Source organism: Prevotella sp. AM42-24, assembly GCF_003461825.1.
GTDB lineage: Bacteria > Bacteroidota > Bacteroidia > Bacteroidales > Bacteroidaceae > Prevotella > Prevotella hominis.
The window spans coordinates 32,644-46,758 of the sequence record NZ_QTXV01000025.1 but is presented as its reverse complement, the minus strand read 5'-3'; the positions used below and the strand labels follow the sequence as shown (position 1 = coordinate 46,758).

Here is a 14,115-nt window from a genome sequence, read left to right as displayed (position 1 = left end):
TTGATTTATACTGTGTCAACTTTTTCTAGGACAAGACACTGCGCAAGACATGAAAAGATATGATGCCATCGTGTATGCTTATTCCAAGAATGTGCTCATCAATGACGACATGGGAGCCTTTATGCCCCACTTAAAGGCATTCTATGATAAGTCCCCATATACGATTATCAATAATAATGAGCGTCATTATCAAGCCGTGATGTTCACCATCTTTACCATGTTTGGCGAAGATGTGAAGGTGGAGCATACCACTTCGGATGGAAGAATAGACCTTGTACTCAAGACGGATAAGAGTATCTTTATCTTTGAGTTGAAATATGAGAAGTCTGCCAATGCTGCCATGGCGCAAATCAGCGGCAAGGACTATGCCAAGGCTTTTGCCGATGATGGGCGGAAGGTTGTGAAAGTGGCTGTTAACTTTTCGGAAGACCAGCGAAGCATAGAGGATTGGGTGATAAAATAAATGATATCTTGAGGTTGATAAAACGCAAAAAATCCTGCCGGTATCGTTGCCAGCAGGATTTTTTTGCATCAGCCAAGGCTATTCATCTTCCATAATGATGTCTAAATCTTTGGCTATTTTCTTCAGTCTGTCTCTTATCCTCTTCGCCAAGGTTGGCGGCTCTTGCTGGACGATAGGCTTTGGTGGCTCTTCTTCTATGACTGGAGATTCTACTGTAGGAGTATCGGGGATGAGTGGGGGCTGCTCATCATCAGGGATGTCTGTAGATTCTATGTTTGATGGCTCTATAGGAATATCCTCTTCTGGGGGATCTGCCTTCTTTTGAGATTGGAAGTCGTCACGTATCGGATGATAAAGCTTGTCGATAATTCTCTGGTAATCATCTTCGTCCTTGGTGGTTGTGACAGGATTGTCCTGAATTTCATCTGCCAGCTCGTTGTTGAGACCTGTTGCCAGGATGGTGACTTTGGCATCCTCATCCAGACTGTCATCATCTGAAAGACCCCAGATAACTTTGATGTCTGGATTCAATTCATCGAAGAAGGCATCTATCTCTCGCATTTCCCTAACGAAGATAGGGTGCTTGCTGGAGGTATAGATGTTGAAGAGGATGCGCTGGGCATTGCTGATGTCGCTGCCGTAGAGCAATGGGGAATCCAGGGCATTGAGGATGGCATTCTGAACTCTGCCTTCTCCGCTCGCCCTGCCCATCGCCATGATGGCACCGCCGCCGCTCTTGATGGTGGTCTCGATGTCACGGAAGTCGAGATTGATGGTTCCCTCTACGGTAATCAGCTCCGAGATGCTCTTGGTGGCATCGCTCAGCACCTTGTCTGCCAGCTTGAAGGCATCCTTTACGGTAATTTCAGAATCGGCATATACATCGCAAAGTCGCTCGTTGTTGACAATGAGCAGGGCATCTACGTTCTTGCGCATCTCTTCTACACCCTGCAGGGCCTTCACGATTTTCTTACGCTTTTCAAAATAAAATGGGATGGTGATGATGCCCACCGTCAGGATGCCCATGCTTTTGGCGATGCCTGCGATGACAGGGGCTGCTCCTGTGCCGGTACCGCCACCCATGCCGGCTGTAACGAATGCCATCTTGGTTCCGTCATCCAACAGTCGCTTGATGTCTTCCTGGGTGTTCTGCGCTTCGCTTCGTCCAACTTCGGGGTTTGCACCTGCTCCCAAACCGCTCTTTCCGAGCATGATCTTTACTGGCACTGGCGATTTGGATAGCGACTGGCTATCCGTATTGCAAACGGCAAAGCTCACATTTACAATACCTTCTGAGTACATGTTCTTAACGGCATTGCATCCGCCACCACCCACACCTATCACCTTGATGATGTTCTTGGTGGTGTCTTCTGTCTGTCCGAAATCTATAGGGGTCCATTCTTCTGTCATCTTATCTATATTTCAATTTTGAGCACAAAGATATATAAAAAGGAGTAATTATACAATAATAAATGAAACGCAAGGCTTGCAAAAGAAGAATTTTCGATGGAGAGAAACGTTTTTTCTTATTCTTTTTGTATTTTTGCATCCAGTATGCAAGAAGAATTAGGAAATACGGGCGTAGAGGAGAAAGCTGCTATGATAAAAAAGCTTTCTTCCCAACTTTTGGCAGAAGGAAGAACTGACCTTTTGCTGAAAGCTATCAGTGTGCCCGTATTGGAGCAGCTTCGTATTGAGGCAGCAAGGGCTACTCTTAGCCATTTGGTCATCACTGAGGATTATCACTTCCTGTTGCCTGAGTTTAGTAATAAAGAAGTGCAGCTCAGTCCTATCCACAAGGCGCTCTATATGCTCTTCCTGAACCATCCGGAGGGTATTGAATTCAAGAATCTGGTAGATTATAGGGAGGAACTTCTTCAACTTTATCAAAAGATAGGGAATAGAATAGATATGGATAAAATCATTGAGACTGTGAACCGCCTGGTGAACCCTCTTGATAATGCGATAAATGAGAAGTGTTCCCGTATCAAGGCTGCCTTTTCTGATTTGATGGATGAGTATCAGGCTGACTATTATATCATCAACAGTCATGTGAAGCGCCATCAGGGAGGTTCTATGAAACTGTGGTTTGAGAGGTTGAAAATCATCAACCTCCCAAGAGAATTAGTTGTTTATCAATGCTTTTGAGTTTTTGCGCCACCTTATTATAGCAGCTCTCTTGCTATCCAGGCACAGGCTTCGGCATCTGCCAAGGCGTTGTGGTGCTGGGTGAGGTCGTAACCGCAATAGGCGGCTACGGTCTGGAGCTGATGGTTGGGGAGGAGAGAACCCAGCTTTCTTCGTGAGGCACGGCAGGTGCAATGGAATTCATAGCCGGGGTATTCCATTTGATACATCTGGAATACTGCCTTCAGGCAGCCTTCGTCGAAGGAGGCATTGTGGGCTACCAGGGGCAGACCTTCTATCTTAGGTGCAATCTCTGCCCAGACTTTCGGGAAGACAACCGCATTCATCGTGTCTTCCAGAGTTAACCCGTGAACCCGCGTGTTCCAATAAGAGTAATATTCTGGTTCGGGCTTGATGAGGCTGTAGAAGCTGTCTGCTATCTCGCCATCCCTCACTATCACAATGCCCACCGAGCAGACGCTTGTACGCTGCTGGTTGGCCGTTTCGAAATCTATCGCAGCAAAATCTTTCATTCTCTTATCCTCTTTTCCAATACCTTCTGCAGATTATCAGAAGGATTCATCCCCAGCTTCTTTCGGATATTGCCACGCTGGGTGGTGATATTGGATTCTGTCTTATTGAGCAGGATACCGATTTCACTCAACTTCTTATTCTGCAGGATGAGATAACAGATTTCCCTCTCAGATGAACTCAATTCCGGAAAAACACGCTCCAGATTCTGCTTGTTCAATTCCCGGGTCTGAATATACTGCAATACATTATCTATCACATTCTTCTGCGATGCCTCACCCAGCAAATCCAGCAAATGCTCGGTCTGCTTCACATCATGCCGCTCCTTGGCCAATGCCACGTATGCCTTAATCTGCTTCTTGTTGATTCTCAACACCTGGAGCAGTTCCTCCTCTTCTCGCTGCAATATTTTATTGGCATTTACCAGATACTCGCCATTTCGGGCAATGCCCAGACTCAGCACACTGATAAACAGCAGTATCAACAGCATCATAAAGAAATAATTACGCAGCGATTCATTGCCCGTAACTATCACACAGACTAGATAAACTCCCAAGGCTATGCCTACCAGCCAGCGGGTAAGACGAGCCTGATAAGCTGCCAGCGAGAAAAACATGTTGCCGGCAAGAATGAGCATGTTGATGAGAATTACCATCGTATTATCTTTCAATGTAGGCACGAAGGCACTATACAGAATATCCATGCCTATGAAAACCTGGGTTGCTACTGCAAGGAAGGTTATCCCTTTCACCACCCCTATCTTACCCAAGAGATAGGCAGCGAACGAGGACACCACAACTACCAGAAAGACGATGTTAGATGCTGTAAAAAATGGATCGAAGGCTCCCGACAACCCCAGAATATTAGACAGGATGCCTAGATAAAGCATCACGGCAAAACATACCAGAAGCCACTGGCGCTGGCGATCGAGGTAATTGGATTCCCTCTTCAGCAAGGAGAATTCCAACCTGCGTAACTTGGTTCTTATTGAGTTCTTTGCTTTCATACTCCGTAGGGATATATTCATTATTGATAGATGAATTGCTTAGCATAACCTTGCATTGCTTAGCTTTGCTTGGCATTGCTTTATTATTGTGCAAAGATAATAAAAATCTGTGATTTTGACGGTTTTTGAGGTTATTTTTTCCCGTTTTCCTAAAAAATCAGTATTTTTCAGGTTATTTTTTCCCATATCGAACCTTATTTTCCATTACTTTTGCATCGAAAAATAAAATGAATCATTCATCTTTTAAATATCACTAATTATGAAAAGAAACAATACTTTCAACAGCAAACGCATTCAGTGGCTAATGTTTGCATGCTTAACTTTCTGCTTTACCTTTTTCATGGTTATGGTGTCTTCGTGCAGCGATGATGACCCTGAAGAAGTATACAACCAGGCTCACTATCAGGACGTACCGGCCAGTCTGCTGACCGATGCCAAGAAACTGGAGATGGTAAGGTCTATCCAGGACTTGAAAGACGGAAGATTCTTCTATCTTGACTATACGGAGGATTATAAACTCCCTACCATATCAGGATTCAATCTCACCGACAACACCCATCTGATTGGTGCCGTATTGAAAACCCTCTGCGACAAGACGCCATCCTGGCTCAAGGCAAGGGTTAAGCTGGATGCAGGCTGCAGTGCCTTTGCCGTGACGACACCCGATACGGGCGATTATCTGATGGGGCGCAACTTTGATTACTCCCATGATAACGAACCGATAGCAGCTGCCCTGGTTCGCACGGCACCCGAAGGCGGACTGAAATCCATCAGTATGGTGGATGCCTACTGGATAGGTTACCGACAGGATCTCTGGCATTACATCCTATATAACAAGGCTGAGTTTGAGAAGAATAAGACGCAAGACCTATCCTATATCATGGCATTCCCATATCTCCTGATGGACGGTATGAACGAGGCTGGCTTTGCCGTTTCCGTGCTCCATCTCGACGGCAAACCGACCCAGCAGGCTAGTACGGGAAAGAAATTGACTACAACCGTTGCCTTGCGCATGATGTTGGATCATGCCAGAACTGTGGATGAAGCTCTCAAGATTCTGGACGGATATGACCTCTGGATACCGGATAACGACGGCAACTATCATTTCTACATGGCAGATGCCACGGGCCGTTATGCCATCGTAGAATTCGTGTATGACAAGGATCATCAGAGCAAGATTTACATAGACGATGAATATACGGGTGAGGATGGCAAGACTTATTTTAAATATCCTGACATTTTACCAAACACCCGCGAGGTGATAGAAAAGCGCTATGCCAGCAACTTCTATGTATCTGAAACTATGGCATGTTCTGATAAAGGTCCGAAGCTCTCGAACCACGGCAAGACCCGCTATGACATGATGGAATTCGTCATCAAGCAGAACAACAATCAGTTGTCTGAGGAAGGAGCCATGAATCTGCTCAATGGCGTGAGTCAGGCAGAAACTCCGGGCAATCCTACGAGCCATACCCAGTGGTCGGTGGTGTATAATCTTTCTCAGCGCAAGGCTACGGTCTGTGTGAATCGAGACTATAAGAATAAATTTACGTTCAACTTAAAATAGGCAGAAAATCTTGATAAGGCTGCCAGTGAATTCTTTAATCATTTAATTCTTTAAAATATGAACTATAATATAAGAATGAAAATGAAGTTTTTTGTAAAGTCCGTGTTGTGTTTGGTAATGTTGACTTCGTTATGTTGCTCATGTTCTGATGATAGCGAATCTTGGGAAGAACTTGACGCACCAATAGGAGAAGTCCTGCCAAAGACCGATCAACTTTCCGTTAAGCTCAATTTGCCAACGGCAGTGTTGGGTAACAATTTTAAGGAAGCAGGTTCTGCTCTTGTAAACCGCCTGACAAAGAACGTGTCAATAAATGACAATAGCGTGAGGGTGGTGGTTCTCGACAACGAAACCGCCTTGACCATTGATGGCGATATGTTGGAGAAAGTGAAACAGGTTTATGACAAAGGAGGCGTAATAGCCATAACTGAACCGTCGAAGGCCACAATGGAAAGACTAAAAAAATATAAACTGGGAGATGCGCTTATGCACGACTATGACGACGATGATGGCAATGGGCACTTCAATGATATTTATGCTTTCAATAAGAAGGGAGGAGAAATGCATCTCGAAGATCTGAACGACTCAGATGAGGCTCAAATATCGTCAGTGGTAATCACAGAGGACGGTGATACCACAAGGACAGAGCTTGCAGAAGCCAATCTTTCCCAAGAGCACACGCCTTACACATATGGTTTATTTGCAGATGCCGTAGCCACATGGATAGAAAAACAAGCTGTTGTAAGCGAGCCCAATATCAACGGTGGCTCAAACGATATTCATTCCATGACAAAGGCGCAGACAATTACGTACATATATTACCCGACGTATCCAGGGCATGACAAGGCTAAAGGTCGCTCCGCATTGTACCAAGTAACATATACCATATATGCAGTGTACTCTTTTGATCAAAACATGGATTACTATATGGTACATCAAGAAATCCTTGGAAACAATTCGACGATGATGCTTTCTGATAAATGGAAGGAAAACAAGGGTACATGCTATGGTTTTTACTTGGGAGAGATTGACAATGACCACGAAATCTTTAAACCAAACGGTGGAAGCTTCTCACCAACTGAAGTCTTTGTGCATGATCCTAGACCTGCGACTTCTGAAGGTTCGTATAGTACAACTTCGGGATATAGTGTTGATTTTGGAGGTAATATCGGGCTTGATACTTCTGGACCAAGTGCTGGATTTAGTGCAGGAGGCTCAATATCCGAAAGCTATACAATGAATGTTTCTGATGTGACTATAACAAACAAATCCTTGGATGGTGGAAGTGGAAGAGCACGGTGGAATTATGATGTGGCGGATGCTCCGGTGACATCAAACGGGTTCAAGGCTAAGATGCATGAGGCTCCATTGGTGTCTCGTAACACAATCAACCTACACAACTGTTGGTATTGGACAGTGAAGAATCCTGCTGCATATTCTGGACAATTCAGGGTTAAAGCAGTCAACAGGGTATTTTTCGAATATTCTTGGTTGCGAAATAAGGTTTTCAGTTATTCTTGGTGTCACTATCTGAGAGGTATGCGATATACTCAGAATATCTGGCTGAAAGCACCCAACAGAACGAAGAAGTGACCTCATAGAGGTCACTTCCAAACTTTCTTTTGGTTCAACTCTGTTTCTCCCATCAGCCTCTTATGGCATTGATTCTCTTGATACCGTTGTAATCGGCAGTAGGGTCTTCATCAAGTGTAAGATCGTTCCACGGTTTTCTGGTCTATTTTTCTTCCGTCGGCAGTCATGATGTTGGCTATGCGCTTGGTGGATAGGATGTTGCCGATATTGTCTGCTCACTTTGATAAGAGACTTGTCTTTGAAAGCAATCAGCTTATTGAGATATTCCGTTCTTTCTATTCGTTTCATATCATTTCATTGTTCTTTGATTATATATTTGCTGCGAAGATACTATTTTTTAGGATAAACCATCCTAAAACTATTCTTCTATCCCCATATCTAGGTATTTTCCCGAAACCATCATTTTTAGGTATTGCAGATAAAGGGAAAAGGCAGTATCTTTGCACCCGAAAATAAATGTAACTAAAAGAGATTAAGGACAAATGAAAACAACTATCGTAATTTATGGCTCTTCTACTGGCTCATGCCAGTCGATTGCCGAAACCATCGCCTCTAAGTTGGGCGTGGAAGCTGTAGATGTAGCTAACATCGATGATGCTACTATCGCAAGTCACGAGAATCTTCTTCTCGGTACTTCTACATGGGGTGCCGGCGAGATGCAGGATGACTGGTATGATGGCGTGAAGACGCTGAAGAGTGCCGGCTTGGCTGGCAAGACTGTTGCCCTGTTTGGTTGTGGCGACAGCGATTCTTACCCTGATACATTCTGCGGCGGCATGAAGGAACTCTATGATGCCGCCGTTGAGGCTGGTGCTACCGTATTGCCTGGTGTTTCTACAGATGGATACACCTATGATGACAGTGAGGCTGTTGAGGACGACAAGTTCCTGGGACTGGCACTCGATGAGGTGAACGAGGACGACAAGACAGAGGAGCGTATAGATGCCTGGATTGAGGCCATCAAACCAGCGCTTTAGTATTAAAAATAATTTTTCAGGAGTCATAGAAATCTCTGACTATGGAATCTCGAGTCATTTTGGGTTCATAGATTTTTAAATCATAGAATTCTCTGATTCCTGATAAGAAACTTGATTAATTCGGATAGTATGCAGCAGGAAATCGCAACACCAGTAGATTTGAAGGTTCTGATGAATCATATATATGAATATAAGAAGGGCGTGCGCCGTCTGGTGCTCTACACCTTCAACAGGAAATATGAGTCTTTTGCCATAACAAGATTAGAGCGTCAGAACATTGATTACATCATCCAGCCGGTTGGCAACGACCGTCTGAATCTCTTCTTTGGTAAGAAGGAATGCCTGGATGCTATCCGCATGATAGTCACCAAACCATTGTGCCAGCTTTCGCCTGAGGAGGATTTCATCCTTGGGGCGATGTTGGGATATGATATTTGTGCGCAGTGCGAGCGCTTTTGCGAGCGTAAGAAGAAAGTTTGCTAAATTAGATAAGGATTTCTCTCTCAATATCATGGGGATGTTCTCCCTCTTGATTCTTCAAGGAGATGGCTCTTTGATGGGAGAGTCTTCATATGTTATAATGTTTTATGTTAATAATGAAATAAAAGAGCGTGATTGCCCGATTGGCGACCACGCTCTTTTGAATTATATTCTTCGGAATAATTCCTGTTTTTACCCCTTGTTTTAACGGAATAATTCCTCTTTTTGATGTCTGTTTTAACGGAATAATTCCTCTTTTTACCTCCTATTTTAACGGAATAATTCCTCTTTTTGAGGGATGAAATGAAAGAAAAAGTCCTGAAGGCTTGTGCAATTAACTGAAAATGAGTATATTTGCACCGGATTAAATGAAAGGCTTATGTTAGAACGTAAATTTGCTGAAAGTTTGGAGAAATTTCTCCTTCACGAACCTCGGAAGATTCTGCTTGTCAATGGTGCGAGGCAGATAGGTAAATCGTATCTGATAAGATATGTGGGGAAGAAACTTTTCAAGCATTTTGTTGAGATAAATCTCAAGGCAGACCAAGAGGGAGATGGCATCTTTAAAACAGTAAGGAGCAAGGAAGATTTTTACTTGCAGTTGGGTGCCATGGCTGGTAACAATCTCGGAAGTAAGGATGATACCCTGGTTTTTCTTGATGAAATACAGAGTTATCCTCATTTGATGACCATGCTTAAGTTTCTCAACGAGGATGGTAAATACCGATATGTGGCTAGTGGCTCCCAACTGGGTGTCGCCTTGTCGCAAACCCCTTCTGTGCCCATCGGCAGTATCGCTGTCCAACAGATGTATCCTCTTGATTTCGAGGAATTCTTGTGGGCGATGGGGTGTGGAAAGGAGGCGATAGAGAGCATGCGGCATAGTTTTCTGGATAGGAAAGCCTTGAATGAGTCGATGCATAACTATATGCTCCAGCAGTTTAAGATTTATCTGCTCGTGGGAGGAATGCCTGATGCCGTCAATAAATTTCTTGAAAATAGAAATATGGCTCAAGTGCGAAGTATTCAGCGGGATATTCATGCGCTTTATAAGATAGATGCATCGCAGTATGATGATGAGCGCAAACTTGTTATCAGAAAGATATATGATATGATTCCATCGAATATGGAAAATAAGAAAAAGCGTATCATCGTAAAGAATATCGAAGGCTTGAAGGCGCATAAGCAGTTTAGCGACTATGCTGAGGAATTTGAGTATCTTACGAATTCCGGGGTAGCTTTGTCGGGGCAGGCTATCAGCAATCCTAGTTTTCCACTGATAGAGTCGGAGAGCAAGAATTTACTGAAGCTCTATATGAACGATGTGGGGTTATTGACCAGTATTCTTTATGGTACGAATATCAATGCCGTGTTGAGGGATGAGCGGAGTGTGAATCTTGGTGCTGTATATGAGTCGGTCATAGCTCAGGAATTTCATGCCCATGGTTATGTGCTTCATTATTATGATAACAAGCAGAAAGGTGAGGTGGATTATCTGATAGATGATTACAAAAACCTGACGGTCTTGCCTGTGGAAATCAAGTCGGGTAAGGATTATATGGTGCATAGTGCACTTGATAAGTTCCTGAATACCACGGAATATCATATTCATGAGGCTGTGGTGCTGAGCAATGAGCAGAAAGTCTATACGGAAAATGGAATCACTTATATGCCTATATATTATTGTATGTTCTTTAGTAACAAGATAGAAGATGAGGCTGATCTGGTAATTCCTGAGATTCAGATGCCAAGCCTGTAAAAATATGAGGGTGTGTCATTGGTTTATGGCACACCCTCTCATTTCTTGATAAATTTTTTCCTTACTTCTTCATCATTTCCTCTACGGCTCTGATGAGCTGAGTGTCATGGCCGGTGATGTAATCCTCTGGAGAATTATACACTTCGATGTCTGGCTGGAGAGTGGTGTTCTCGCCGAAGGTGCCACGCATGTCACGGCAACCTACCTGAGGAATACCGAATACCAGGCTGCGGTCCATCAAGGTCTCCCACCATACGGCAGTCATTGTTCCAGCCACCGGTGCACCTATCAGCTTGCCGATGCCCAACTCCTTATATACCCATGGGAAACCATGACCGTTACTATAGTCGTCCTCGCAGATCAATACGCAGGATGGCTTGGTCCACTTGTTGAATGGATCCTTGCCCACCACCTTGCCATGAGGCACAAACTCCTGATACTGCTTGCCGCTGAGCAGGGTGCAGAGGTCGTCGTGCAACCAGCCGCCACCATTGTGACGCTCATCCACGATGACGGCATCCTTGGTGCGGTTTTTCTCGCTCAACAGTTCATTATACACGGTGCGGAAACTCTCGCTGTTCATCGCCTTCACGTGCACATAGGCTATTCTGCCGTGCGAAACACTGTCCACGATGGCACGGTTTCTATCCACCCATCGCTTGTAGAGCAACTCCTGCTGGGCACCCTGCGAGATGGCCTTGATGGTGAGGTCGAAGCGCTTGCCCTTGGCATTCTTGATGGTGAGGCGGATGTTCTTGCCAGCCTTTCCGTCGAGCAGCGCATTGTAGTCTTCGCCTGCCTTGATGTCGGTGCCGTCTATCTTCTCGATGATGCTGCCCGGAGTCACCTCGTTCTTCTTCACGGCAAAAGGACCGCGCTTGATAATCTCCTTGATCTTCAGTCCGTCGCCCTCGTAGGATGGGTCGAGGAATACGCCCAATGCTGCGGTAGAGAGGGTGGCTCCGCTGGCATAATAACGGCAACCGGTATGGCTGGCATTCAGCTCGCCCAGCATCTCGCTCAACATCTCAGCGAAGTCGAAGTTATTATTAATATAAGGTAAGTACTTCTCATACACCTTGCGATAGTACTCCCAGTCCACGCCCTGCATCTTAGGGTCGTAGAACTTGTCAGCCACCTGTCTCCATACGTGGTCGAAGAGATACTGACGCTCCTCGGCAGGCTTGTAGTTGAACGGAGCCTCGAAGTCGATATTTTTGGTAGATCTCGAACCGAGTTCCACCTTCTTGATATTGCTGCCGTTGCAGAGATAGAGGTTCTTCACATCCTTGTCGGCTACGAATCCGCCCTGTCCGATGCTCTTCATCATCAGCGAGGTCTTGTTCTCCTTCAGGTCGTGGCACCACAGGTCGTAGTCGCCTTCGAAAGAAGCCTGATAGTAGATCTTCTCGCCCTTGGTATCGAGGATGGCATCACCCATGTGGGATGAGTTGACGGTGAGTCGTACGATGCGGTCGCGGCAGTTGTCGATGTCCAGTTCGAGCGGTTTCACTTTGTCCACCTCTATCTTGCCAGACTTCTCCTCTTTCTTTTTCTTGTCTTCCTTCTTCTTCTCCTCCTTCTCGTCGGCCTTCTTCTCCTTCTCGTCCTTGTTGGCCTCAGCGAGTTCGAGTTCCTCCTTGCTCATGCGGAAGCGGTCGTAGGCATCGAGGTCGAAGAACATGAGATAAGCATCGCTTTCTGCGCCCCATGAACCATGACTGCGATAACCGGCACGGTCGCTTTCGAAAAGCATCGCCTTTCCGCCGAGCACCCACTTGCCGTTGCTGTCGCTATATCCACTGTTGGTCAGGTTGTGCATCTCCTTGCCGTCGGCTTTCACCAGTGCGATATCGGTATTGTTCCATCCGCCGTTGCCTATGTAGCTGCAGAGGAGCCACTTGCTGTCCGGACTCCACTCAAACCAGATGTCGCCATCGGAGTAGGAGTAGTTGTACTTGCCGTCGAGCACGGTGCGCACATCCTTGGTCTTCAGATTGATGATGCGCAGGGTGGCACGGTCTTCATAGAAGGCCACTTCCTTGCCGTCCGGACTGTAGGCTGGATATTGCGAGGTCATATTGGTCTTGGTGAGTTGCTCCTCCTCCACATCCGTGCAGTAGGTGAAGTTCTTCTCCTTTTCGTTCTTGATCTTAGCCTGATATATCTGCCATACGCCGTTGCGCTCAGAGGCATAGACGAGACTTCTGCCGTCTGGCGAGAAACTCACGTTGCGCTCCTGCTGCGGTGTGTCGGTGATGCGCTTGGTGGTCTTGTATTCGGTGGATGTCACATATACATCGCCGTGCATCACGAAAGCCACTTCCTTGGCATCTGGTGAGAGGGCTATTTCTGTGGCTCCCCAACTGCGCACCTGGCGTACGAGACTTGGCTCATCATTGTCGGCGGTGATGGAGATGTTCACCTTCTGTGGCTGTGCTCCCTCCTTCACGGTGTAGATTTCGCCGTCGTAGCCGTAGCAGAGGAGTCCGTCGGCAGAGGAGGTGAGGAATCGGATAGGATTCTTCTTCTCATGGGTGAGCTGAACGTCCTTGCCGGTAGCGATGTTGCGATGATAGATGTTGAAGGATCCTGCCTGCTCGCTCAGGTAGTAGAAGCTCTCACCGTCGGCAGCCCATACAGGCGTGCGGTCTTCGCCCTTGAAGGCAGTTATCTTCTGGTATTTCCCGTTGTCGAGCATCCAGATATCGCGAGTGATAGGCGAAGTATGATGTTTGCGCCACTGGTCTTCATATCCCTTGGAGTCGTGGTAGAGCACCTGTCCCTTGGCGTTGATGCTGATGTCTTCCATCGGGATGACGGAATAGAGTTTCGGTCTTCCGCCCTGTGTGCTTACCTCGTAAACCTGCGAGAATTCCCGGCTGGCAAAGAGGTTGCTCTCAGCGGTAGGCATGATGTTGGCAGAGAAGAGCACGTGGTCGTTGTCCTTGAAGGCAACAGGAATTTCGCGCTCACTGTTGGTGGTGATGCGTGTAGGTGCGCCTCCGTGTGCAGACATCACATATACGTCGAAACTTCCCTCGCGGTTGGAAGCGAAGGCTATTTTCTTGCCGTCAGGGCTCCAGATGGGGTAGGAGTCGTGAGCAGCATTTGTGGTGAGCTGTCTGGCTTCTCCGCCCGTGGCAGGAACGCTGTAGATGTCTCCCTTGTAGGAGAAAACGATGGTTTTGCCATCAGGCGAGATGGCAGGGTAGCGCATCCACAATGGGGCTTGCTGTGCCTGGGATGCGAGCGATGCTGCCAGAAAAGCAGCACTAAGGAATAGTTTTTTCATTATCACAAAGTCACTTTCTAATAAATTATTGTTGCAAAGTTATAGTTTTTATGTGAAATCACCAAATATTATTTTTATTTTTAAGCACGGATGTTACTTTTTTCATTGGATGTTTATTCTTTACCTTTCCTTTTTCTGTATTCTCATTTCTTGCCATCCCACTTCTCCAGTTATTGCATTGACGGGGAGTTCTGATTACTGATTACGATTACAGTTCGATTTTCCGCAGGTTCATCTTCGTCATTTAAAACAAGAATCAGTCATTAGGATGCAGGGGTAAGGGGGATAGGATGCATTGCGATAGCACCTTGTAAAGA

General features: G+C 45.8%; 11 protein-coding genes. 7 read left to right on the top strand and 4 right to left on the bottom strand.

The window, feature by feature from the left end; translation table 11 throughout:
- The first annotated feature begins 49 nt into the window (after positions 1–49).
- Positions 50–463: a PD-(D/E)XK nuclease domain-containing protein gene (locus DW917_RS09070; RefSeq protein WP_233524688.1), complete on the top strand. Its 414-nt coding sequence runs from the start codon at positions 50–52 to the stop codon at positions 461–463.
- A 78-nt stretch (positions 464–541) separates the two neighbouring features.
- Here DW917_RS09070 and ftsZ read toward each other — a convergent pair whose 3' ends face one another.
- Complete coding sequence (gene ftsZ / locus DW917_RS09065) at positions 542–1,873, bottom strand: cell division protein FtsZ (RefSeq protein WP_118117984.1); 1,332 nt, start codon at positions 1,871–1,873, stop codon at positions 542–544.
- Between the two features lie 144 nt (positions 1,874–2,017).
- Here ftsZ and DW917_RS09060 point away from each other — a divergent pair, with 144 nt between their 5' ends.
- Positions 2,018–2,611: a hypothetical protein gene (locus DW917_RS09060; protein ID WP_118117982.1), complete on the top strand. Its 594-nt coding sequence runs from the start codon at positions 2,018–2,020 to the stop codon at positions 2,609–2,611.
- 17 nt (positions 2,612–2,628) lie between these two features.
- Here the strand turns inward: DW917_RS09060 and DW917_RS09055 are convergent, their stop codons facing one another.
- Both DW917_RS09055 and DW917_RS09050 read right to left on the bottom strand, forming a co-directional pair.
- Positions 2,629–3,123: a 3'-5' exonuclease gene (locus tag DW917_RS09055; protein ID WP_118117980.1), complete on the bottom strand. Its 495-nt coding sequence runs from the start codon at positions 3,121–3,123 to the stop codon at positions 2,629–2,631.
- Entirely contained in the window at positions 3,120–4,127 is a 1,008-nt protein-coding gene (locus DW917_RS09050) for a hypothetical protein (RefSeq protein ID WP_147344150.1), read from the bottom strand. The genes DW917_RS09055 and DW917_RS09050 overlap by 4 nt, the downstream gene beginning before the upstream one ends.
- Positions 4,128–4,386: 259 nt before the next feature.
- Between DW917_RS09050 and DW917_RS09040 the strand changes: the two genes are divergently transcribed.
- From DW917_RS09040 to DW917_RS09015, 5 genes are all read left to right on the top strand, one after another.
- On the top strand, positions 4,387–5,694 hold the full coding sequence (locus DW917_RS09040; RefSeq protein ID WP_118117974.1) for a carcinine hydrolase/isopenicillin-N N-acyltransferase family protein: 1,308 nt from the start codon (positions 4,387–4,389) through the stop codon (positions 5,692–5,694).
- Positions 5,695–5,775: 81 nt separating this feature from the next.
- Positions 5,776–7,287 (top strand): hypothetical protein, encoded by a 1,512-nt coding sequence (locus tag DW917_RS09035; protein ID WP_134843799.1) that lies wholly within the window; start codon positions 5,776–5,778, stop codon positions 7,285–7,287.
- Positions 7,288–7,769: 482 nt separating this feature from the next.
- Entirely contained in the window at positions 7,770–8,264 is a 495-nt protein-coding gene (gene fldA, locus DW917_RS09025) for a flavodoxin FldA (RefSeq protein ID WP_118117968.1), read from the top strand.
- A 129-nt stretch (positions 8,265–8,393) separates the two neighbouring features.
- Positions 8,394–8,747: a DUF2023 family protein gene (locus tag DW917_RS09020; protein ID WP_118117966.1), complete on the top strand. Its 354-nt coding sequence runs from the start codon at positions 8,394–8,396 to the stop codon at positions 8,745–8,747.
- A 376-nt stretch (positions 8,748–9,123) separates the two neighbouring features.
- Positions 9,124–10,503: an ATP-binding protein gene (locus DW917_RS09015; protein ID WP_118117964.1), complete on the top strand. Its 1,380-nt coding sequence runs from the start codon at positions 9,124–9,126 to the stop codon at positions 10,501–10,503.
- Positions 10,504–10,564: 61 nt separating this feature from the next.
- On the opposite strand, the gene DW917_RS09010 is transcribed toward DW917_RS09015, so the two are convergent.
- Positions 10,565–13,798 (bottom strand): S41 family peptidase, encoded by a 3,234-nt coding sequence (locus DW917_RS09010; protein WP_118117962.1) that lies wholly within the window; start codon positions 13,796–13,798, stop codon positions 10,565–10,567.
- Positions 13,799–14,115 lie beyond the last annotated feature (317 nt).